This is a genomic window from Parapedobacter indicus (assembly GCF_900113765.1).
Lineage (GTDB): Bacteria > Bacteroidota > Bacteroidia > Sphingobacteriales > Sphingobacteriaceae > Parapedobacter > Parapedobacter indicus.
Genome location: NZ_FOQO01000013.1, coordinates 64,924 through 87,758 on the forward strand (window position 1 = coordinate 64,924; position 22,835 = coordinate 87,758).

The following is a 22,835-nucleotide window of genomic DNA, read 5'->3' on the forward strand; positions in this document are numbered from 1 at the left end:
ATCTAACGGAGTACGAATGGTTGACCAAGAATTTGAAACGAGGCTGTAACGCCTTATCTCGTTCTTATAATGCAGCTTTCCATAGCCATTTAGGATATAAAATGAGCTGTCTGTGTCGGAATAAAACTTATTGAAATGCCATCGGATCGTCGGTTCTGCAAAAGGTGACGAAACTGGATACCATGCTCCCGAATTAAAATCGAAAGACGAGAGAATGCCATCCCGGTATACCACGTTGTAAAGCCTATTGTGACGCTCGTCAAAATACGATTGATTGCCGGGAGCAAGGACAAACGTTCCCTGTGTATAGGCGATGCGTTTTTCAGAACCATCCTGAATATCAAAAACCCGTAAAGAATCTGAGCCAACCAGATAGATCCATTCCCTACCCACTTTAGCTTAAGCCGGCGCTCGTAACGCCCTAAATTATAACTTAAGTACCTCAGAAACATCCACACCCCGTCCCAGCAAAAGAGTTCGCCAATCATCTCTTCATCCTGCGTGATCTTGGAATCGACCGCCTCGTCTGTCAAAAAGAAATGATCGTTCAGCCAGGCCAACCGCTCGGATAGGTGCTGGCTGTTGTCGCCCAGCGCATCGGGAAGTCGGTTTTGTCGGTAGTAGCGCAGAAACACTTCGTCGAGCTGCCGTATCCCCTCTGCGTCAAGCATCGCCGGGCACCGCACATAGCCACAATCCTCATCCGCATACCGCCATTCGGCCACACCGTTTACCACCGATAAATAGGCGGCACTTTTGCTTTTATAGCCCTTATCAAACCGGATGATAAAAAGATGGCTTACGGTACGAACACGCAACTGGTCGCCGAAGCCGCTATAGCCGCGGAGCCAATCCGTCTTTTCGTGCCGCAGGCTGAGCAACTGCCGATAGTGGTCTATCATTTCCGGGGTGATACTGGAGGTTTGTCTGTCTGTGGTTTCCATAATTGCCTTCGTTTTTTGCTTTTCTTCCAAGCGGGTGGGGCGGTCTTCCTCCCGCCCTACCGGCTTGAACCGAAACCTATGCCCATCGATCGGCTCTCCTACCCGTCGTGTTCGGTATTGGCAAATGGAGGGTGGAGTACCTCCCGAAAATTGCCCACCGTGGGCAGTTATAAATCAAATATTTTTTGTACGGGAGGTAGGAAATAAAAGTTTATATTAGTAATATATAATTTTATACATTTGTAATGTAAACATTGGTTGGATGGTCACTCAAGAAATACTCACACAGGTTATTGCTGCGCAACGGGATAACCTGTTGGCAAAAGGCGTGGGGTTGAAAAGGGAAGCAATGGCAACCCTCCCCGATATCTCCGCCTATGCATTGATTGTATCCGGCGTACGGCGCTGCGGAAAAAGCACCTTGCTCTTCCAGCTTCTCCAGCAACGGTACCCGGATGCATTGTATCTCAATTTTGAAGATCCAAGGCTGTACGGTTTTGATATTAAAGATTTTGCAAGGCTTGACGAAATTATCCGGCAGGCTGGCGCAGATGTATTATTGTTTGATGAAATTCAGATTATTCCAGAATGGGAACGATATATACGCCAAAAGCTTGATGAAAATATCAAAATAGTGATTACCGGCTCCAATGCCAGTCTGCTGAGCAGGGAATTAGGCACAAAGCTTACCGGGCGCCATATCACCAAAGAACTTTTCCCGTTTTCCTACCGGGAATTTATCACATTCACGCAACAGAAAGCATCATCAGATTCCGTAAGTGAATACCTACAGGTGGGAGGATTCCCGGAATATGTGAAACAACGTGTGGATGACATCTTAAACTATGTACTGGAAGACATTCTGATACGCGACATCGCCGTGCGCCATGGCATCCGTGATGTAAATAGCCTGCAGCGGCTTACATTATACTTGATTTCCAACACAGGGAAGCTCGTCACTGCCAACCGGTTGAAGAGTTTAATCGGCGTGGGATCTACCAATACGATAACGGAATACCTATCCTATCTGGAAGATAGTTACCTGGTTCACTTCATCCCGAAATTCGATTATTCGCATCGGAAACAAATGGTAAACCCCAAAAAGGTGTACGCGATAGATACAGGTCTGGTAAACGTAAACTCAGCTTCCTTTACAGACGACAGCGGCAGGCAATTGGAAAATATGATATACCTGCACCTCCGACGGCAATACAAGGATATCTTTTATTTCTCAGCAAAAGGAGAATGTGATTTCATCGTTTCCGATAAAAGCAACATACAGGCAGTGATACAGGTGTGCTACCATTTAAACGCCGATAACCTGGACCGGGAGCTGAACGGCATGACCGAAGCCCTTGAATATTTCAAATTGGACGACGGGTTGTTGATTACCCATGCACAGCGGGATCTGTTCGAAAAGGATGGCAAAAAGATAGTGGTTTTACCTGCACACGAATATCTGATGGATTGAGTTTATAGCGCTAAATTCACCGCTTTCGGTAATACTGTTGTTTGGCCCGCTGGTAAGTAGATGAACTGATCTGCAGGATGGCGCATACCTGCTGCATGGGCAACTGCGGAGCCAGCCGCGGGTAGGTATCAAAAAAAATAGTAAAACGGACCTCTCCTTCGGTTTGCCGGAATACACGGTCAAGAAGGCCATCCTGCTCCAACCGCCGCTGCTTAAGGATGTTAATGAGCTCGCTGAAGGCATGGTACAGTTGCTGCGCTTCCTGCAGGCGATGATTGGGCAACTGCACCACGCGGGTATCATCGAGCGCTTGGATGAACACTTCTCCACGCCGCTCGGTAAAGGCATGCACCGTGCCGGTAAAATAACTGCCGGCGGTAACCAGCCACGGCACCACCACCGAGCCATCTTCTTCATAACGCAACGCCATCACAGCGCCCTCTGCCACGAAATTCCAATACGGCCAGTAATCGCCCGCCCGCGCGAGGTACATCCCCGCAGGATATACGAATACCTTGCTATAGGCCCGCACGAACGCCAGGGCAGTATCGGAAAGGTGTGATACGTGGGAGGTCCAGAATCGGATGAAGTTATCCATGGTTTTTTTATTCGGGGTATCGAAGTAGTCGAAGGCCAACCGTCTGGCCAGGCAATGGGGCGGTCCCCGCCCGTAAACATCGCCCGGCAGGCAAGCCGGAGGCACTGGGCCACCCACGCCGGAGCGGGATAAACAGAAATAGCACAGGCTTACCACGATGTTATTTCCGGTAATACTGCGCAACAAACTGGAACGATCCGGATGCGCCGCTCGTGAAGGCCTCGCTGGTAGAAGCCTGCGAAACATTATCGGTAGTGGTAACGATTTTGCCCCACTCCTCCTCTTCTTCTTCGGGTGGATTTTTGAACACGCTGTAGGTGATGGGCAAGCGGCGCTCCATCACAAAGGGTACCCGCGAAGAAACGAAGGAGATAAAGGAAGCGGATAATTCATCGTCGATGAATTGCACCTGATAGGCCGTTAGCTCAAAATGAGTGGACAGCCATCCGCTGAAATCCACAGCAAGCGCCTGCGCTTCCTGCTGCAATTGTTCATCGGGGAGCGCATACAATTCGTCCAGCAAAGCCTGAACGCCCGTAGGTGTTAAGGGTTGTTTTTCCATGATGTTGATAATTTTAAGTGATTAAACATATTATTTCGGGAAATAAAACTATATTAGCCTCACTAAACCGTCAAGCGCCTAACTGCAATCGGCTGGATTTTGAGAATCTTGACGGCATTTTTGAGAATGCTTTGCATGTTTACCCGTTGAACACGCATAACCAAACACAAAACCAAATGATCCGCTTCATTCATTTCTTATGCAGAAAACCTGTATTCTTCGATGTATTAATCTTCATCCTTCTTCCCTTTTACTCGCATGCCATTACCGTTTTCCATCGACGCGAATCGGCATGGGAGCTCATGCACATGAAAGGCTATTGGATAGCGTTGGGATTTACCTGGGTATGTGCACTGATCGTAACGGGCTACATCAAGTTCAATACCGTGCGCTTCGGCAAACAATATGGCATACATGACGGGGTGTTGAAACGCCTGTCAAAGCAATGGCTGTGGAATTTCCTGCCGCCGCTGGTATTTGTATTGCTGGCGGTGGCTGTATATTATGTATTCAACCATACCAGCATCGCCCAACGGGGTTATTTTTCCAATGAATTCTTCTTCGTAATAGGCGGGGTTTTCTGTCTTGTACTGCTATACAGCAGCTTCGATATACTGTGCTTTGTGGTAAGCGAAGGGGAAGAACGCTACGCATTTGAAGCGTTCAAAGCGCAGGTGCTCAGCGAACAGCCTACGGTGGAGCCTTCATCGGTGGCTCCGGAACAACCGGAGGTGGCGGCCATCCAGGTGCAACACTACTTCAAAAACGAACTGCATACCCTGCCGGTACACCGGATCGGGCTGATTGAATACCGAAAACAGAAGGCCACCTGCTATACCTACGATGGCCGGAAATACCGGTTGCCCACCACGAAAGAGGACCTGCGGGGGTTTTCCAAAGCGCATGGATTTTATTGGCTGTCGCCCTTCTACGGTTTTGCGCTTGAAGGCATTACGCATCTTGTACGGGGAGGTGATGGGCCAATGCTCATTGCCCTGAAGCCGGGCATCGAACCGGTGCCTCAAATACAGGTAGTACCGTCCGGAACGGAAGAGGAAGTGCAACGGTACTACATCAAGATACACAAAAATAAGGCACGTAAAGTGCATGATCGGTACACAGAGTTGATGGCAAAAAAAGGTCGCCCCGGATCGGGACGACCTTAAGGGTTACCGCCTTCGCCTACGTGCGAGGCGTTGCAGCAACCAGGCGGTAAGGAAGCTTACCGTGGCACCCACCGCCGCCAGCACGGCGGTGTGCAGCACATCCGCCCAGGGCGGAAAGCGGAAGGCGCTGAGCAGCGTGCCTCCCAGGATGCCGGCCAGCAACCGGCCATCGCTAGGCATCAGGCGGCGCCTCCCCCCTGCCTTCGGACAGCTGCTCCCCGGGCGGCCGCTCGGGCGGATCCGCCTCCAGAGCGTCAAGCACGCCGATGATCAGGGCTACGTAACGCGCTCCGGCCACCACCTTGGGCGGCAGCTTCAGCGGTGCGGCAAGGATGGCCTGCGCGGCCACGGCCAACCCGCTTTTGACCCGCTGGTACCACGATACCCCCGCACTCATAGCACCCCCTCCTGCACGATGGTAAGCCACACTTCCTCACCTGCTTCCAGTGCGGGATAGGCGATGTCCTTGAGGCGCTCAAGCGCCACACGGCTGAACACGCCCTTGCCCGGGGCTATCACCTTCGTTACCGGTGCGATGCATCCCTGCAGCTCGGATAGAGCGAAATTGGCCGGATGGATGAGGATGGCCTCACGCCCCGGTACGCCGGATACGGCAAGCTGGTCGCCATGCTTGAAGTGCTCCCGCCGGATGAGCCGGTAACGTCCCTCGGGAATGCAGCTGATCATCCGCCGGTTGTTGCGCCAGGGAAGCTCGATGGTCTGGCAGATCGGCTTCCCGTCATGCTGCAGCACACCGTTGGTGCCGTCAGGATGATACGTCCGGATAAGTCGCAGCTCCGTCATCAGCTGGTGAAGTGAATCACAGACATCGGGTTGTAGGCCCCGTTGTTGAGCGGATAAATGGCCCCGCGGTCTTCAATGTAAAACGCCACACCGAATATCACCGCGATGGGGAGCCCGGCAGCCGGTGGCAACGGCAACGATAACACCGTATCCTCCACAACCGGCTCTTTAACGGTAAGTTCCGCACTTGAGGCCATGGATAGCGTAGACTCGCCCTCCTCGCTGAAATCCAACGCTACGGCACCCGCAACGAATTGAAAGTGCGTAGCCTCCTTGGGCTTGGCCAGCCGCACCTTCGGATCGATGGCCGGCACCGTTACCTGCACCTCGCCGCTCTCGGCATCCACCGAGGTGGAGAGCTTGGCAAACAGCGTGTTGGCCAACGAGGTGGCTGCGTTGAAGTTGAAACGGTGCAGAATGGCCAGGTTGGCCGGCTGCACCTGCCCCTCGCCCCGCACGTTTTCGGAATCGGCACGCACCACGCGCACCATCCGGCTGCCCAACCGGTTGGGCATACCCGGATCATACGTAAACAGGATGAGCGGACGCAGCGCATCGCGCAGGTGCTTCGCCGCCAGCGAGGCCGTGCGGAAATCCGCATTGTTTTCGCGCGTGCGCTGGTACTTCGGGTCCGTGGCAATGCGCTGGGCGGTTACCCCGCCCTTTTCACGTACCTGATGCCCGTTCTTGGTTTTGTAAAAGGTCAAATCCCCGATTCTTCCTTTTAATTTTAAGAAACTGTCTTGTTGTGCCATGATATGACTTTGTTAACAACACGACAAAGTTCCGCATAGTGGATTTGGCGCATGTCGCCCTGCGCCGCATGTGGCGCAATTGGCGTTATTGCCGCGGGAGTACCCGATTGTCGCTTTTGTCTCTTGGTTGGTTTGGATGGCTCGCTTATATTTGTGAATAGTAAACCGTCGTACATCCGGGGAATAAGCCCCCCTTGGCCGTAGCCCATTCGCCCCCTATCCGCCCATGCGCCGCATATGCGCCGCTGTATATCCGCTAAAAAAAGTAAAAAGCGGTAGGATAGCGATACGTAAGCGTAGGGAAGGCGGTAAAACGGGGGTGGGAGGCACCTTTGACGCCGATGCGGCTTTTGATCAGCGGACCCCTGGCCCTTTTCGCCAGGGCCTAAATCTTTCAAACCATGAAAAGCACAAAAGTTGTGATAAACGCACACGAAATAAGCATTATTCTCGGACTAAGCATACGCCAGGCGCAACGCTATAGACGACAGATATTAGCGGAACTTGGTAAAAAACATCATCAAGCGGTCACGTACGAAGAGTTTTCCGTGTATTCGGGCATCCCGCTGGAAGTGGTATTGAAGGCGTGCTTTGGCGCTACTTGTACAAAGTTATAATTATGATTATAACTTTTCCCATTATCCATTCAAATGATAATCATATGATGCGAGCAGAAAAACCCTTCCTCCTCGAATCGCACGCTAACGTTGTAAGCATTGGTTTAACGGCTTTTGATCAATGGACCCGGGCCTTTTTCGTCAGGGCCTAAATCTTTCAAACCATGAAAAGCACAAAAGTTGTGATAAACGCAAACGAAATAAGCATTATTCTCGGACTAAGCATACGCCATTCGCAGCAGAACTCGATGTGGCCCTGCAAATCGTTACGGCCAAACCCATGGCCAGCGTATTTCCCGTAAACTGGAGCCTGGCATTGGCCCGCGCTGGGGGTTCTCCATGGCCGATAGGCTGTGGCCGAAACTCAATCTCGGCATGTTATCCGGAGCGTGCAGCCTGGATGGCTTGGAGATATTACGCCGGTGCTTGCTCGTAAGGCTAATACAAAAAGCCAAAGAGCCACAGTGGAATTTTATGGCCAGTCCCTACTTCCAAGTCATCGGCAGCAATAAAAGAATTGGCTAATCCGGCAATCTGTTTGAATCCCTTGTTTTTACCACCGACTTCAAAAACAAATTTGCCATCAATTTCAAAGTCGCCTTTCTCATGCAACGAAATATGATGCCCCCCATCCAGAAATTGGCTAACAAAAAATGACTCACGTACACTTCCCCGGTCTGGATGCGAGATAGCCAATGCTTCAAACAGATTAGGATTTTCAAGCAGAACCTTGCCTGGCTTCTCCAGTTTACCATATCCTTTGCCTCCAGCATACAGATTATTGATTAGCCGAGCTTTTTCCAAATAATGAAAGTATTGGATCACGGTGTTACGCCCCATTGCCAGTTTCTTTCCCAAATCGGTAATATTAGGAGTAAATGGAACGTGTTCAGCCAAAATAGCCATCAGCTGCAGAATCTTTCGGATATTCTGATAGTCGATATGCTCCATGAAGGCAAGGTCATACTCAATGATTAACTTGATCACTTCTTCCAACCGTGTATGATACGTGTTGGTGTTTTCTTTATAAAAAGGATAATAACCATAGCTTAGATAGCGACTAAAATGTTGCAATGGCTTTAATTGCTGGATAATATCTATTGCCACACGCTCGTGATTCTCCAAAACATCGGTAAGTGATAGCTTTCTGAATTCAACCCCCTGATCGTAATGCAAAAATTCACGGAACGAAAGACCCGTTAATTGATAGACAACAGCCCTTCTACTTAAATCGACTGGCAAACGGAGCATATCGATAATAGACGAACCGGTGAAGATAATATTGACTTCCCGGTTGAAATCAAAGATGTTCTTGATTTCGCGATGCCATTCTGGATATTTATGAACCTCGTCCAAAAAAAGATATTTACCTCCTTTTGATGTAAATATTTCTACCACTTCCGTTAGGTTATGCCGGGTGAAATAAATATCGTCTAACGACAGGTAAATTGCTTCTGCACCACTTAAGCCGAGGGTCTTAAGCCGTTGCAGCATCAAAGTGGTCTTCCCCGTTCCCCTTGCCCCCATAATCCCGATTAATCGATCGTTCCAATCGATCGCTTCATAAAGGGTTCGCTTGAAACCAAGGGCTTGGACGGCTGTAATTTTGCTTGATTTTATGATAAGTTCATCCATATATCGCCAATAATGCTCTACAAATATAACAATTCTAGACAAATATGCTCTACACATAAAGCATATTTAACAGCTATTGATCTATTCATAAAGCAAAAATGCCGGCAATTAGGTTTAGCGCCGGGGCGGATTGGAATAGTACTAGATCATTTTCACCGCCTCCGATTTAATCCACCCCTGATGGCCATTCGGCAGGGAAACCCGCAGCCAATCCTTCACCTGTCCGACGACCTGTACCTTGGTTCCTTCGTGGATGACGAACAGCGTCTTTTCACTTTCCGACGGGGCGCTCCGCACCGTGGCCTGGCCGCTGAAAACCACAGCGCCATTGTGATCAACCTGCATGCGATGCTGCGAATAGGCCACCACCAGCAGCAAGAGGGCGAGTGCCATCGTAGCAACGCCGCTGTAAAAAGAAGCGCGCTTAACCCGGGGTTGCCATGCGTATAGGTACCAGATAAGCAGCCCAAAGGCCACCAGCCAGCAGACCACCGCGACAACCGACCACGTAGTGAGCGACGCGGAAAACAGCAGTCCGCGCCACCACGAATCGATGAAAAACTCGGGAAGCGGCTGGATGCGATCCGTAATGCCCAGGTTTACAAAAGCAAGATTCTCCCGGATATCCGGGTCACTGGGGTCAAGCTTCCGCGCTTTTTCGTAATACAGAATGGATGAGGCAAGGTTGCTCAGTTTAAAATGGGTATTGCCCAGGTTGTAGTACACGGCGGCTTCCTGGTAGCCGTCGGTCACGAGCGTTTCGTAGCATGTGGCCGCGCCTTCATAGTCGCCCGCGGCATACAGGCGGTTGCCTTTCGCAAATAACGAATCCGGGTGTTCGGCCGCTGCCGCAAACGCGGGTAGCAGGAGCAGCCAGACGGACATCCAATTAAATCTTCCCATGTTCCATATCATTAATGAGCTGCTTTGCTTTTTCATATACGTCGGCCTCGGAAATACCCGAAAGTGGGGCAAACCGGGTCATCTCGCACAGATCAAACGTTTCTTCCACCCGTGCGATGATTTCTTCGGCAACACCGCGTTCGCGCAATTGTTCGGAGATGTAGGCCTTGTTGAGTGCGGCGCCGGGGATGTTCAGCTTGTCGGCCACATACCCGTACAGTCCCTTATATACGGCTTCATAAAACAGCTTTTTGTCGCCTGCATTCAGGTGCTTGCGCGCTGCGGCCAGGTGTTTGGCGGCCGCTTTGTTGGCTTTCCGGTTGCGGACCAAACCCGCATCCCGATTTTGCGCGCGCTGCCGGTTGCGGTACACCCAGGCCGCAGCGAAAAGTACCGGCCCTGCCAGCAGCAGCACCACGAACCCGCCCGACCCCCAGAAGCCACTGCCCTCTTTGCTGAACCGCGGCGTGCGCGTTTTGATGTAGCGGATATCGTTGTCAAGTACCTTCACATCCCGCTGCGCGCCGGGAGCGAAGCCTACCGTGGGCTGCGAGCCGTCGCCTTTGGCTACCTGCAGCGTATACGGGTCGCCCTGCAGGGTTACATAACGCTTGGCGACAGGGTCAAAATAGGAAAACGACACCGGGGGCAATGGGTAGCTCCCCTCATGCCGGGGAATCATCAGGTAGGTGAATTCCCGGCTGCCGGATACGCCGGACGCCGATTCGGTGAGTTGATCGTTGACCTTGGGATCGTATTGCTCGATGGTTTCGGGTATGCGCACAGGAGGTGCATCGATCAGCTGCAGGTTGCCCGATCCCGAAATTTTCAGCGTATAGTTCACCGCCTCGTTTGCCTTCAGTTCCGTGCGGTCTACCGCCGTGGTGAACGAGAAATTGCCCACCGCACCCTCGAAACCTTCCGGTTTGCCGTCGGTAGGCAGCGGACGGACGGTGATGGGTATGGCCGGGCTTTTTAAGTCCTGCTCAACCTCGCGGTACGAGCCGCCGAAGAACCGTTCGAAGGGGTCGTTGGTCGCAATCGGCTCACGGATTACGAAGGTCATTTCCATCGGATCGATCTGCAACTTTCCGCTGCGCTCCGGAAAGAGGATGTATTGCTGCAGCACGGTTACCTGGTAACGCACGCCATCGACGACTTCTTCGGTCCATTCCGTCCGTTGATCGGTTGACTCCAGCGGCCGGCTCCAGAAACCGTTGAGGGCGGGCATTTTTCCGGGCATGTTGCCGGTGATCTGCACGTTGGTGTACAGTTTGTACGAAACCGTCAGCTGCTGGCCCTGGTAGACTTCCCGCTTGTCGGGCACGGCCCGGATGAAAATCTGCTTGCTGGCACTGGCAGACCGACGGGCATTCGCACGGTCGCTATTGCTGCCGCCGGTACCACTACTGCCACCCGAACTGCTGGCAGTGCCTTTCTGCACGGTGATGGTGAGTGCATTGGAACGAACCGTTTTTCCGTCGGCCTCCACCGCCGCCGGCTGAATGGTGTACTTGCCTTCCTTTTCAGCCACCAACCCATACCCCACTGATGTGCTCACGGTGGTTTTGCCGTTGATGGAGCGCATGCTGGTCGACTGGTTGGGGCCGGAAACTACCCGGAAGCCTTCGAAAGACGGCGGGTCAAATTTTTCGGCCTGTCCGTTTACGGTGAAGCGGACTTCAAACGGAACACCGGTCGTGACGGCCGTTTGGCTCACGGAGGCAGTTACCGTCAGCTCCTGGCTCCGGGCCGCGTGAGCCCACAGCAAACAAAGGATGACGACGTACCGCATCACCATTGTTTTACCACCTTTCCCTGGCCGGTGCCTTTTTTCTTTTTTAACTTCTCCTGTGTGTTCTTTTCTTCCTGGTTCATGGCTTCCAATAGACGCTCGGCATCTGCTTTCGATAACTGGCCCGGTTGGGACTGCTGCTGATCGTTTTTACCGTTGTCTGAATCGTTTTTGTCGTTCGGGTTGTCTTTATTTTGATCTTGATCTTTTTTATCCTGATCCGGGTCTTTGTTGTCCTGATCTTTATTGTCTTGGTCTTTATTGTTCTGGTTTTGATCCTTATTATCCTGATCTTTCTTGTCGTTCTGCTGATCCTGGTTGTTTTGCTGTTGCTGCTGTTGCTTCAGTTTTTCCTGCGCATAGGCCAGGTTGTACCGGGTTTCGTCGTCTTTGGGATTGTTCAGGAGCGACTTTTTGTACGCTTCGATGCTCTCTTCCAGTTTCTGCGACTCCAACAGGGCATTGCCCAGGTTGTGGTAGGCTTTCGCCTTGAGGGTTTTGTCGGTAGCAGACCCGGCAATATCGGTAAATTGCTGAACGGCATCGTCCAGTTTCTTCTGTTTATACCATGCCGCACCGAGGTTGAAATTTCCCACGACGGATTCCAGGCCATTGTTGCCCAACGACCGTTGGTAGGCCGCCGCAGCTTCGTCGTATTGCTGCTGGCGATAGTATTCGTTTCCTTGCAGGATCGACTTTTTGTCCTGCTGGGCCTGCGCAACAGCGGGCAGTAGGATCGTCATTAACAGGAATAGTTTTCGGTTCCTCATTTCGTTACCTCAAATAAATTCAACGCACTCAGTTTGCGGCTCTTGCGGTTGGAGATGAAAAACTCCAGCAGCACGAGCAACAGGGCAAAGCCGACAAATAGCTGAAAGCGGTCTTCGTAGCTTTTGAACAGCTTGGTGTCTACCGCTTTCTTCTCCATTTTATCTACCTGGTCCATCACCACATCCAGGCCGCTCCCGCCCGTGGAGGCCCGTACGTATATACCGCCCGACGCCGCAGCGATTTCCCGGCACATGCTTTCGTTCAGTTTGCTCACTACCGTCTCTCCCTTTTCATCCTTGATAAAGCCCACGGGATTGCCCTGCTGAAAAATCGGTATCGGAGCCCCTTCGGGCGATCCAAGGCCAACCACGTGCACCACCACGCCGGCACTTTGTGCCCGCCTGGCTGCGGCGACGGCATCGTCTTCGTGGTTCTCGCCATCGGTCATGACGATCATGGCTTTGCTAGTGCCGCTCACCTGATCAAACGTCTTCATCGCCATGTCGATGGCGGCACCGACGGCGGTACCCTGCGTGGGGACCATATCGGTGCTGATGTGGTTGAGGAATAGCTTGGCGGCTGCATAATCGGAGGTGATGGGAAGTTGCACGTACGACTCGCCGGCAAAGACGATGAGGCCGATGCGGTCGCTCCGCAACTGATCGATCAACTGGGAGATCCCGCGTTTGGCATTTTCAAGCCGGTTCGGCGGCAGGTCGCCCGCCATCATGCTGTTGGACACATCCAGCAGGATCATCAGATCGGCTCCCTTCCGCTCTCCCTCTACGGCAACGGTGCCCACCTGCGGGTTGGCCAGGCCGATGATGAGTGAGGCCACGGCCAGCAGGTAAATCGAAAACTTCCATCCCGGGCGGCTGAATGCCACGTCGGGCATCATGCGCTTCACGAGCCGGTCGTCGCCGAAACCCCGGAGTGCCTTGCGCCGCCAGCGCCTGTACAGCAGGAATACCAGCAACAGGACGGGCAGCAGGGCCAGGGCCCAGAGCATAGCCGGATGTTCAAATCGGATCATGTCAACGCTCCTTTCAGCACCGTTTGGCGCAACGCGAAATCCATCAGCAACAGCAGCAGGGCGGCCAGCGCAAACGGGAAAAAGCGCTCGGTTTTCTGCTGGTAATGCGTCACCGCGATCTTCGCCTTCTCCAATTGGTCGATCTGCCCGTAGATGGCCTTTAGCTTTTCATTGTCCGTAGCCCGGAAGTATTTGCCGCCGGTGAGATCGGCGATTTTCGTGAGTGCTTCTTCATCGATGGTAACGGGCACTTGTTGGTACTGGATGCCAAACGGTGTCTGCACCGGATACGGGGCGTAACCTTCGGTACCCACCCCCACCGTGTAGACCCGCACATTGAACTCCTTCGCGATTTCGGCAGCGGTAACCGGCGCAATGGATCCGGTGGTATTGGATCCATCGGTGAGCAGAATCACCACTTTGCTTTTCGCATCGCTTTCCTTCAGGCGGTTTACGGCCGTGGCCAGGCCCATGCCGATGGCCGTACCGTCGCGGATCATGCCGTTGCTGATATCGCCGAACAGGTTGATCAGCACATCGTGGTCGATGGTAAGCGGGCATTGGGTGAAACTTTCCCCGCTGAATACCACCAGTCCGATCCGGTCGTAGGGTCGCCCTTTGATAAACTCCATGGCGATGTTCTTTCCGGCTTCCAGCCGGTTGGGTTTCAGGTCTTCGGAAAGCATGCTTCCGGAAATATCCGTGGCAATGACGATATCGATGCCTTCCGTGGTGGAATCTTCCCAGCTCAGCGCAGACTGCGGCCGGGCGAGGGCAACGATCAGCAATGCCGCCGCCAGCAGCCGGAGCACCGTACCCGCATGCCTCAGGATGGGATAGGCCGGTTTGATGTGCTGCAAGCCGCCCAGTGTGGATACCACCAGGCTTCCCTGTTGTTTCCTGCGCCGCCAGATGGCCCAAGCCGGCAGTACGGGAAGCAGGAGCAGCAACCAGAGTAGATTCGGGTTGGCAAAGGTGATTCCCTCAAACAGGCTCATACGGCTCCCTCCTTTACAAAGGCGATGGCCTGCTCCATGCTCTGCTCGTTGTCAGTATGCAGGGGCTGCTCGCGGGCAAACTTCACCAGGTCGGCAAGCGTAAGCACCTGCCGTAAGCGGGTTTTTTGCCCGTCGGGCAGATCGGTGGCGGCCAGTGCCACAAAAATTTCGTCGGTGGTCTGTTCCATCGCCGGTATGCGGTAGCGACGTTCCAGAAAATCGCGCAGGATGTCGGACAACTCGCTGTGATAGGGCTTCACTGCGCCCTGCTGCCATAGTTTCCGGTCGCGCAGTGCCTGCAATTTTCCCAGAGCCAGCTCGTGTGGCGGGATATCCGGCAGCGTTTCGGCGGGCGGCGGGGCGGGCGCTTTCTTGCGTTTCTTTAAGACGAACCAACCCACGCCTGCGGCCACGAGTACCACCACGGCCAGTGCTACCCACAACAGATTGTCGCGCAGCCAGTCCAGCCAGCTGTAGGAAACTTCCAGCGGCTGCTTGATGTCGTAGATGGCTTTGGTGGTATCCACGGCGACAGCTTGGACTTGCAGCGGCAACGCTTCGGTGCGGTATGCCGAGTCGCCGACCGTAATTTCAAACTCCGGAATGACCTGCATGCCGGCATCAAACGAGGTGATGAGATAGGTCTGTGTAACGGATTGCTGGCCGGGCCCGGTCTGCACGGTATCGGTGGTGCCCGCCTCCACGATGGGTACTTTTGCCGAGAGCGTATCGGCCAGTTGCGGAAAGCGCACGTCGGTACCGGCGGGTATCTCGGCGCGCAGGCGGAGCGTCGTCTGGTCGCCCAACGCAATGGTCGATGTATCCAGCTGTGCCGATACACGGATTTCCTGTGCCTGGGCAGGACCGCCCGCGGATAGCAGCATCAGCCCGCCCAAAACGTAAGAAAACAGTTGTTTTCGTAGGATCTGCATCGTTCGGTTATCGTTTCGCTCCACGTCGCTTGAATAAGGTCATCAATGGTTTCGTGTAAGGTTCGTGGGTACCAAGCCGCGCAAAATCGACCCCGGAACGTCTGAATAGCGTATCCAGCTGATCATTGCGCTCCAGGGCTGCTGCTTTGAAGGCCAACCTGACTTTTTTGTCGCCGGTATTCACCCATCGCAATTGGCCGGATTCGGCATCCTTCACCGGGATCAGCCCCAGATCGGCCAGCTCCTCCTCGCGCCGGTCGTACAGGCGCAACGCCACCAGGTCGTGCTTCCGGTTGGCCGTTTTCAACTCCTTTTCAAAGCCGGTACCCATGAAATCGGACATCAGAAAAGCAGTACTCCGTTTTTTGATGACACCGGTGAAATAGCGCAGTGCTTCGGCGATGTCGGTGCCCGGATGTGCCGGCTGGAAATCAATCAGCTCACGGATGATCATCAGGATGTGGCTGCGCCCTTTTTTCGGTGGGATGAATTTTTCCACGCGATCGCTGAAAAACAGGATGCCCACTTTATCGTTGTTCTGAATGGCTGAAAACGCAAGTACCGCACACAGCTCAGTAGCCAATTCGCGTTTCTGCTGGTTCGTGGTACCGAAATTGCCCGACGCGCTGACGTCTACCAGCAACATCACGGTCATTTCACGCTCCTCTTCGAATTCTTTGACGTAGGGGTGGTTGAAACGGGCGGTCACGTTCCAGTCGATGGTCCGGATTTCGTCGCCCACCTGATATTCGCGCACTTCGCTGAATGCCATGCCGCGCCCCTTGAAGGCGCTGTGGTATTCGCCCGAGAAAATCTGATTGCTGAGTCCGCGGGTACGGATTTCTATTTTGCGTACTTTTTTTATCAGCTCCTTCGTATCCATGGGCTCACGGTACTTCTACGGCATTCAAAATTCCGGTAATAATTGTTTCGGTGGTGACATTTTCGGCCTCGGCCTCATAGGTAAGCCCGATCCGGTGCCGCAACACATCGTGGCACACCGCCCGCACATCTTCCGGGATGACATATCCGCGGCGCTTGATGAAGGCATACGCCTTGGCGGCCATGGCCAAACTGATGCTGGCCCGGGGCGACGCACCGAAGCCGATCAGGTTTTGGTAATCGGCCAGGTTATATTGGTCGGGAAACCGCGTGGCAAAGACAATATCGATGATATACTGCTCGATTTTCTCATCCATATACACCTCGCGCACCACCTTCCGGGCCTTGAGAATCGTATCCGGATGCAGGATTTTCGCAGGCTGGGGCATCCCCTGCGGAGCAATGTTGGCCCGCATGATGCGTTTTTCATCTTCCTTTTTGGGGTAGCCGATCACCAGCTTGAGCATGAAACGGTCTACCTGGGCTTCCGGCAGCGGATAGGTGCCTTCCTGTTCGATGGGGTTCTGCGTAGCCAGCACCAAAAAGGGCGAGGGCAACGGAAACGTCTGATCGCCGATGGTGACCTGGCGTTCCTGCATGGCTTCCAGCAGGGCACTTTGTACCTTGGCAGGTGCGCGGTTGATCTCGTCAGCCAGGATGAAATTGGAGAAAACAGGCCCTTTCCGTACGATAAAGGTCTCCTGTTTCTGATTGTAGATCATCGTGCCCAGGAGGTCGGCAGGCAGGAGGTCCGGCGTAAACTGGATGCGGCTGAAACCGGCATCAATCGCTTTCGACAACGTATTGATGGCCAATGTTTTCGCTAGGCCCGGCACCCCCTCCAGCAGGATGTGTCCGTCGGCCAGCAAGCCGATGATCAGCCGTTCTACCATGTAACGCTGCCCCACGATTACTTTGTCCATCTCCAAGAGCAACAGGTCGATAAAAGCGCTCTCTTGCTGTATCCGCTCATTCAAGGCCCGGATATCCGTAGGTAAGCCGGTCGGCGGTGTGTTGATCGTTGTTTCTTCCATTCAGACTGAATTTTTTGGGGCCGAAAATTATAAAATACCCGGTGTCATTACAATTATAAACTGTTAAATTGTGTTAAAATGCCGTCACGAAAAATTTTGTTTACTCCAATGAACAAATATTTAAATTTTTGTTTACCGCAATAAACAAAATAGCTTGCAACTATCGTGGTAGCTGCAAGCTATTTATGGAAGGAACTCCGCTGGTTCAACTTCAGAACTTCCGGTATTCGCCGGTTAAATATTGATTGGCTTTTTCCTCCTTGAATTTGGCCGTTTCGGCATCCCAATGCAGGGTTTCGCCCGGGAAGCGCCCGGCAATAGTACCCAACAGAATGGTTTCCGTGAGCCGTGAGGCATATTCAAACGGTGCCGAGCATTCGCCTTTACCCAAGCAGGCATCCACAAACTGGTGGTAGTGCTTGGGGCCTTCGGTATCGTAGTTGCGGATGGGCTCGCCCAGACCATTCGCTTTGCTCACCTCGGCGATTTCCTCGGAAATATCGACGTACTTACCCCGGACAATCTTTTTGGGCAGCTGCATAAAGTGGGGCAACAACAAACGGCCTTTCCTGCCCACAAACATGGCTCCTTGATCCGGCAGTTGGTTGTCGGCCGCGACCATCGGATCCAGCGAAACTTTACCCTCGCTATCCACGCCCTTAACCGTCTTCTTTTCGTCGGTTTTGGCTTCCATGCCCGGCAACATCAGGTCTTTGTGCATCGGCGGTGCGCCGGGGCCGTCATACCAGACCCATTTTAACGACCGGGTGGTGTATTCGGTGCCCGGAAATTCATAGGTTACCGCATTGTGTTCCGGAAAGCCGAATCCATTGGTGGGCCGGCATTCGTTGGTGATCGTGCGCGGCACATCCAACTGCAGCGCATTGTAGGGCGTATCAAAAATATGCACCCCCATATCGCCCAGGGTACCGCAGCCGTAGTCCATTAATTTCCGCCATACGCCGGGGTGATACACCCCTTCTTTGTAGGGCGGCTTGGGCGAGGTGCCCGCCCACAGGTTCCAGTCCAGGTATTCCGGGATCGGATCTTCACCCACCGGACGCGGACCGTCGTACCCGTGGTTCTTCGGTGACCACGCGTAGACCGTGTGTACCTTACCGATAATGCCGGATTGGATCAATAGCGTGGCTAACTTGTAGTCGTAAAACGAGTGCACCTGAATACCCATCTGGGTAACCAATCCCTTATCGGCGGCTAGCTTTTTCATATCCCGCGCTTCAGACACGTAATGGGTAAGCGGTTTCTGGCAATAAACAGGTTTGTTCTGCTGCATGGCCAGCATGGCCGCCGGGGCGTGGGTATGATCCGGTGTCGACACGACAACTGCGTCAATCTCATCGCCCAGTTCTTTCAACATCTCCCGGTAATCCGAAAACACGCGGGCCCGCGGGTGGAGTTTATGCGCCGCGGATAAATTCCGGGCATCCACGTCGCAAAGGGCAAACACATCCACATCCGCATGGGAGGAAATGGCCTTCAGGTCTTCGGCTCCCATGCCCCCCACCCCTATATGAGCGGTCCGTAAACGTTTCCCGGCGGGGAAAGCTTTCAATAAAGAGGGTGCCAACATGACTCCCAAAGCACCTAATGCACTGGTTTTTAAGAATTCGCGTTTATTCATGACTGGGTATTGATCTGTGTAATTGTAGCCAATGTAAAACTATTGTCCGTTTATTCCAAGTCTATTTTAAAGAAATAGCATGATTTGCTCAAACGGATTACCATATTTCCCAGCCACGAACTACCTGACAGGTAACTTCACGGCCCCCTTCGGTGGCAGCAGCGCTAGGCCGCCAACCTGTTACGGACCTGGCCAAACGTTGGAAATGCGCCGCACGCGAATGTTGCGGAACCAAACAGGGTGACCATGATCTTGCAGCCCGAGCCGCCCGCTCCGGACAATGGCGTAGTCAAACGCCTGGAATTTGCTACGGGCAACGGCAGCCTTCCAGTGTTCCGAGTTCAGATCGTATGTCAGTATCTTTTTTCCATTGAGCCAATGGCCCACCTTCCCTCGATCTACGAGGATCCGTGTCGTGTTCCAAGATCCGGCTGGGCGCGTGGCGTTAAGCGTAGGCGCCAGCACGTCGGAGGCCGATCCCGTAACTTGGTTTGCCTGCAGGGGCTCTGCGTAATGGTCGTTGTCGATAAGCTGAAACTCGGGCCCGGTTTGGTACATTCCTGCATACTGCGCCTCTTCAGAAACATGATAAAAAATACCGCTATTACCGCCTTTTTCGATCTTCCACTCGACGTATAGTTCGAACTGGTCAAAGAGGTCGTTACTAACCAGGTCGCCGTTATTTCCACCGCTGAACAGGATGCCGTTGGCAATCTCCCATCCGGCAACATCTTTCCGCAGGTAATTGTGCCAATGGCTTGCCGGGGTTTTGCCGATCAACGGCTGCCACCCGTCCTTTCCAATGGCTGGCGCGCCCGTTGCCGTGCGGCTCACCCCCTGTTGGGAGCTACCGCACGACCACGCAGATAGCGCCATGGTGATCATCGAGATAATAAACTTGTTGCACATCGTTTACTTGCTAATCCCCCGGCATGGCCGGCAGGCTGAAACCGTTATGATACGTGTGGTTGATCCATTCCTTGGCGGCATCGGCGGCATTCAGTTCAGTAAACTGCCGGTCAAAACGGGGATCGCCATCAATCACCTCAAACTTATCGACGGAGACTACCTGGATTTTCTCCCCGGGATCGATATTGGTAAACGCCATGCGCTCACCATCCCATTGGAGTTCACGGTACAGCCCCTGTAACCTAACCGCTAATACGCCCATGACAACGGTTTCGTTGAAAGGACCTGAGAATCCGAAATGGGAGGACGCTTCTTTTCGGCGGCGTGGAGATTCTTTCGCTGCCCGTATCCAATCCTGTTCGTGGGCATTTGTTGCCCAAATGTCTCCGTTTCCGCCAGGTATTCGGGGTATCCACGGTGTTGGCTCTTCAAAATGGGCCATCTCAGCTACCGGCAGCAGCGTCGGATTCATACCAAAACAACCGGTCATGATTTTCCCTTTGGAACCAACGAAGAGGATACCCCCATTGGGGTCGCCCATCATCTGGCCGGGCGCAAGTTCTGCAGGACGTTCGGGCAGCAAGCCGCCGTCGTACCACGTAACCTTCACCTCGGGCATGTTTACCTTATCTTTTGCCGGGCGCGCCGGAAAGGTATAATGTACTTTCTGCGCATGCGGCGGCGAATAGAGATTACTAAGTGTGGAGCTACCGCTTACCTTAATCGGGTATTGCAGGTCAAGTGCCCAATAAATTGGATCCATGATATGGCAAGCCATGTCGCCAAGGGCTCCGGTGCCAAAATCCCACCACCCGCGCCAATTCCAGGGGGTGTATACCGAATGATAGGGCCGTTTAACGGCTGGCCCCAAAAACAGGCCCCAATCGAGCGTGCTGGGCACGGGTTGGCCTGCGGTGGGCGCAATAAGCCCTTGCGGCCAGATGGGGCGGTCTGTCCAACAGTGAACCTCATGCACGTCGCCGATTACGCCGGATTGGATCCACTCGGTGATCCGCCGGCACCAGTCGAACGAGTTTCCCTGATTGCCCATCTGCGTGGCCACCCGGTACTTCTTGGCCAGTTTGGTCAGCAACCGTGATTCATAGACCGAGTGGGTGAGCGGTTTCTGGGTGTAGGTATGCTTGCCCAGCGTGATGGCATGGGCGGTGACACCTGCGTGGGTATGGTCGGGCGTAGCCACCATCACGGCGTCGATAGACTTCCCCAGCTCGTCAAACATCACCCGCCAGTCTTTGAAACGGCGCGCATGGGGATAGTCGTCAAAAGTTTTGGCGGCATACCGCCAGTCGACATCGCAGAGTGCCACAATGTTTTCGGTGGCCATGTTGGCTAAATTGCGGCGCCCCATACCGCCCACGCCGATACCAGCGATGTTGAGCTTGTCACTGGGCGCCACGTGGCCGGTTACGCTGCCCAGCACATGGCTGGAAACAATCGAAAAGCTCGCCGCAGCAGTGGTGTTGCGTATAAATTTTCTTCTGGATAGGATATTGGTCATGATTTATCTGCTTTCTGGTTCTTGGATTTGGATCGGATGGAAAGAAGCGCCCACATGGAAATCGGGATCGGCGGTGTTTGGATCAATCCAGGTAAGCCACTGCACGGGGTCAGCTTCGGTATGGGCTTTGTCGTATTCGGCGCGGTATAACCCCATGTAGAGGGTGAAAGTTCCGGTAGGTGGGATATCCTCGGACAGCCCGCGAAGAAAACGGAGGGGTATCCGGCCTTCCACTACATACCCCCCGGTGGTAGCCTGTGTAGCGACAGCCAGGGCGGGCAAATCCCAGGTGTCGTCAAACTGGCGGTAGTAGGCCGCCCGGTAATCCAGCACGTCACCGCGCGGACCCATTTCAAGGCAATAATAATTGCCCAATGTGCTGTCGGCCGAAAGGAAAATTTCCACCCGGTCTCCCGAAGCAACATCCGATTCCTGAGCAAAGGGAAGCGCTACCAGCAGGCTGTCCGCTACCTCGAAATTGAAGTAAAGCCACGCGGAGTCCGCGATGGCGCGGAACCGGGTGGGGCCGAACGGCGTAGCGCGCCATGGCGAATGGAAGTCGCTGACTTCAAAGACCGTATCGAGCGCCGCCCAATCCTGCAGGTATCCATCTACGGCCAGGGGAGCATGAGCAACCGCGGGAACGGACGGCAATCGATCCGATTCCCGCGGCGAACAGGCCAGCATGGCCCCCAGCAGAAGCACCATCGTTAGGTATCGCATTTGGCTTTGCATCCGGACGAGCTTATTGACTTAACCGATAATGCGCCAATCCTTTTCCATATTCATCAAGAAAAGTTAGGTCGGGATGGTCCTTGATGTATTGGCCGTCAATATACACGCCGAAGCTGGTGATATGCTGGATGCCCCGCTTGGCATAAACATCGATATCTTCCAAAAAAACCTGATTGTGCCACGGCAGTGCGACAGCCGGTTTTTTCCACCCGCTAAATAACGATACATCCAGCCAGTACTCGAGTACTTGTGCCGTTTCTACGGGAAATACTTTTAAGTTTTCATCCAGTAACCTCAAGTGTTCGCCATGGGTGATTGTTTGTGTGGCATTCCAGCCGGTAGCACCCGTATCGAGCAGGGGTTTGTCCCACCTCCGATAGATAGGTGCAAATTCGAGGAAAATTCCGTCTGCCGGTTTTACCTTCACGGGTGGTTCGAGGGTATTAACGTATGCCAGGTGTGCCAGCATAGCCTCGGGATCTACTTCTTCCCGCAATGCTTTCACGATTGCATTTTCGAGAAGCAGGGCCTGCTCGCTGTCGGAATAGGGATCGCATTCCGGGCATCGGCACATAGGTACCGCATCATCAATCCAATAAAAGTACCTGCCGGTGGTAGGGGCAAGGATTTTGGCGTATTTCACCGCGTTATCGCACACGGTCTTGACGGCCTTTTCGGAATGCACGCAAAGGTTGTAGTCGGCAACGCGCTTTCCTTCCGCATTCATCCGAAACATCGTTGAATCTTCTTCAAACAGGCTCCTCGGCAACAGATCGCCCATCGAATGCAACTCGTGCTCAACCTCGATGCCATATGTCTTGCATTCTTCAAGAAACTGCTGGCCACGCTCGGATTGGATAAATTCGGCAACCTGACTGGGAGTGATATGCGTGGCCAATGTTGTAAGGCCGGCCTCCTTGGCACGCCTTGGCCAATCTACGGTACTCAGGTCATTGACATCAAGCACCAATCCACGCGTTTTGAAAGGGCTTGCCTCCTTCTTTTCAGCCTGCGTAGAGCAGGAATTGAGTGTGCCAAGAATTAAAAGTACGGGCACAAAAGATGTTAACAGTAAACGGATTCGATTTACGTAGTATTTCATTTTATTGCTATTTGATGAGTATCCTATT

23 protein-coding genes are annotated in these 22,835 nt (G+C 53.3%); 4 read left to right on the plus strand and 19 right to left on the minus strand.

The genetic code is table 11. The features are described from left to right. Nucleotides 1-89: 89 nt before the first annotated feature. Complete coding sequence (locus tag BMZ56_RS22255) at nucleotides 90-944, minus strand: hypothetical protein (RefSeq protein WP_090631143.1); 855 nt, start codon at nucleotides 942-944, stop codon at nucleotides 90-92. 262 nt (nucleotides 945-1,206) lie between these two features. Between BMZ56_RS22255 and BMZ56_RS22260 the strand changes: the two genes are divergently transcribed. Next, the gene (locus BMZ56_RS22260; protein WP_090631145.1) at nucleotides 1,207-2,415 is read left to right on the plus strand and encodes an ATP-binding protein; all 1,209 of its coding nucleotides are present in this window, start codon (nucleotides 1,207-1,209) and stop codon (nucleotides 2,413-2,415) included. Nucleotides 2,416-2,431: 16 nt separating this feature from the next. Here the strand turns inward: BMZ56_RS22260 and BMZ56_RS22265 are convergent, their stop codons facing one another. Further along, nucleotides 2,432-3,196, minus strand: a complete 765-nt coding sequence (locus BMZ56_RS22265; RefSeq protein WP_177195266.1) for a Crp/Fnr family transcriptional regulator — start codon at nucleotides 3,194-3,196, stop codon at nucleotides 2,432-2,434. Further along, nucleotides 3,174-3,575, minus strand: a complete 402-nt coding sequence (locus BMZ56_RS22270; RefSeq protein WP_090631151.1) for a hypothetical protein — start codon at nucleotides 3,573-3,575, stop codon at nucleotides 3,174-3,176. The genes BMZ56_RS22265 and BMZ56_RS22270 overlap by 23 nt, the downstream gene beginning before the upstream one ends. 176 nt (nucleotides 3,576-3,751) lie before the next feature. On the opposite strand from BMZ56_RS22270, the gene BMZ56_RS22275 reads away from it, so the two are divergent. Both BMZ56_RS22275 and BMZ56_RS25495 read left to right on the plus strand, forming a co-directional pair. After that, the gene (locus BMZ56_RS22275) at nucleotides 3,752-4,741 is read left to right on the plus strand and encodes a hypothetical protein (RefSeq protein WP_143072997.1); all 990 of its coding nucleotides are present in this window, start codon (nucleotides 3,752-3,754) and stop codon (nucleotides 4,739-4,741) included. A 30-nt stretch (nucleotides 4,742-4,771) separates the two neighbouring features. Further along, nucleotides 4,772-5,011 (plus strand): hypothetical protein, encoded by a 240-nt coding sequence (locus tag BMZ56_RS25495; protein WP_143072998.1) that lies wholly within the window; start codon nucleotides 4,772-4,774, stop codon nucleotides 5,009-5,011. 123 nt (nucleotides 5,012-5,134) lie between these two features. Here BMZ56_RS25495 and BMZ56_RS22285 read toward each other — a convergent pair whose 3' ends face one another. Next, nucleotides 5,135-5,545 (minus strand): DUF5675 family protein, encoded by a 411-nt coding sequence (locus BMZ56_RS22285; protein WP_090631159.1) that lies wholly within the window; start codon nucleotides 5,543-5,545, stop codon nucleotides 5,135-5,137. After that, nucleotides 5,545-6,300 carry a hypothetical protein gene (locus BMZ56_RS22290; protein ID WP_090631162.1) on the minus strand — a complete coding sequence of 252 codons (756 nt, stop codon included), beginning with the start codon at nucleotides 6,298-6,300 and terminating at the stop codon, nucleotides 5,545-5,547. Before BMZ56_RS22290 ends, BMZ56_RS22285 begins: the two co-directional genes overlap by 1 nt. A 401-nt stretch (nucleotides 6,301-6,701) precedes the next feature. Here BMZ56_RS22290 and BMZ56_RS22295 point away from each other — a divergent pair, with 401 nt between their 5' ends. Further along, nucleotides 6,702-6,917: a hypothetical protein gene (locus BMZ56_RS22295; protein ID WP_090631165.1), complete on the plus strand. Its 216-nt coding sequence runs from the start codon at nucleotides 6,702-6,704 to the stop codon at nucleotides 6,915-6,917. A gap of 438 nt (nucleotides 6,918-7,355) precedes the next feature. On the opposite strand, the gene BMZ56_RS22305 is transcribed toward BMZ56_RS22295, so the two are convergent. From BMZ56_RS22305 to BMZ56_RS22370, 14 genes are all read right to left on the minus strand, one after another. Then, nucleotides 7,356-8,552, minus strand: a complete 1,197-nt coding sequence (locus tag BMZ56_RS22305; protein WP_177195267.1) for an ATP-binding protein — start codon at nucleotides 8,550-8,552, stop codon at nucleotides 7,356-7,358. Nucleotides 8,553-8,693: 141 nt separating this feature from the next. After that, nucleotides 8,694-9,455, minus strand: a complete 762-nt coding sequence (locus BMZ56_RS22310) for a tetratricopeptide repeat protein (RefSeq protein WP_177195268.1) — start codon at nucleotides 9,453-9,455, stop codon at nucleotides 8,694-8,696. Next, entirely contained in the window at nucleotides 9,442-11,250 is a 1,809-nt protein-coding gene (locus BMZ56_RS22315) for a BatD family protein (protein ID WP_177195269.1), read from the minus strand. The genes BMZ56_RS22310 and BMZ56_RS22315 overlap by 14 nt, the downstream gene beginning before the upstream one ends. Next, nucleotides 11,250-11,993, minus strand: coding sequence for a tetratricopeptide repeat protein (locus tag BMZ56_RS22320; RefSeq protein WP_245893350.1), 744 nt, complete (start codon nucleotides 11,991-11,993; stop codon nucleotides 11,250-11,252). Before BMZ56_RS22320 ends, BMZ56_RS22315 begins: the two co-directional genes overlap by 1 nt. Nucleotides 11,994-12,016: 23 nt before the next feature. After that, the gene (locus BMZ56_RS22325) at nucleotides 12,017-13,054 is read right to left on the minus strand and encodes a VWA domain-containing protein (protein WP_090631181.1); all 1,038 of its coding nucleotides are present in this window, start codon (nucleotides 13,052-13,054) and stop codon (nucleotides 12,017-12,019) included. Continuing rightward, complete coding sequence (locus BMZ56_RS22330) at nucleotides 13,051-14,052, minus strand: vWA domain-containing protein (RefSeq protein WP_218146641.1); 1,002 nt, start codon at nucleotides 14,050-14,052, stop codon at nucleotides 13,051-13,053. The genes BMZ56_RS22325 and BMZ56_RS22330 overlap by 4 nt, the downstream gene beginning before the upstream one ends. Further along, nucleotides 14,049-14,984, minus strand: a complete 936-nt coding sequence (locus BMZ56_RS22335; protein WP_090631184.1) for a BatD family protein — start codon at nucleotides 14,982-14,984, stop codon at nucleotides 14,049-14,051. The genes BMZ56_RS22330 and BMZ56_RS22335 overlap by 4 nt, the downstream gene beginning before the upstream one ends. Nucleotides 14,985-14,991: 7 nt before the next feature. After that, entirely contained in the window at nucleotides 14,992-15,867 is an 876-nt protein-coding gene (locus BMZ56_RS22340; protein WP_090631187.1) for a DUF58 domain-containing protein, read from the minus strand. Nucleotides 15,868-15,871: 4 nt separating this feature from the next. Next, the gene (locus tag BMZ56_RS22345; RefSeq protein ID WP_090631191.1) at nucleotides 15,872-16,900 is read right to left on the minus strand and encodes an AAA family ATPase; all 1,029 of its coding nucleotides are present in this window, start codon (nucleotides 16,898-16,900) and stop codon (nucleotides 15,872-15,874) included. A 211-nt stretch (nucleotides 16,901-17,111) separates the two neighbouring features. Then, nucleotides 17,112-18,542, minus strand: a complete 1,431-nt coding sequence (locus tag BMZ56_RS22350) for a Gfo/Idh/MocA family protein (protein WP_090631197.1) — start codon at nucleotides 18,540-18,542, stop codon at nucleotides 17,112-17,114. Nucleotides 18,543-18,722: 180 nt separating this feature from the next. After that, on the minus strand, nucleotides 18,723-19,451 hold the full coding sequence (locus tag BMZ56_RS22355) for a 3-keto-disaccharide hydrolase (RefSeq protein WP_090631200.1): 729 nt from the start codon (nucleotides 19,449-19,451) through the stop codon (nucleotides 18,723-18,725). 10 nt (nucleotides 19,452-19,461) lie between these two features. After that, nucleotides 19,462-20,970, minus strand: coding sequence for a glycoside 3-dehydrogenase (locus BMZ56_RS22360; protein ID WP_090631203.1), 1,509 nt, complete (start codon nucleotides 20,968-20,970; stop codon nucleotides 19,462-19,464). A 3-nt stretch (nucleotides 20,971-20,973) separates the two neighbouring features. Continuing rightward, nucleotides 20,974-21,705 carry a carbohydrate-binding family 9-like protein gene (locus BMZ56_RS22365; protein WP_090631206.1) on the minus strand — a complete coding sequence of 244 codons (732 nt, stop codon included), beginning with the start codon at nucleotides 21,703-21,705 and terminating at the stop codon, nucleotides 20,974-20,976. 10 nt (nucleotides 21,706-21,715) lie between these two features. Further along, complete coding sequence (locus BMZ56_RS22370) at nucleotides 21,716-22,807, minus strand: DUF4838 domain-containing protein (RefSeq protein WP_090631209.1); 1,092 nt, start codon at nucleotides 22,805-22,807, stop codon at nucleotides 21,716-21,718. Nucleotides 22,808-22,835 lie beyond the last annotated feature (28 nt).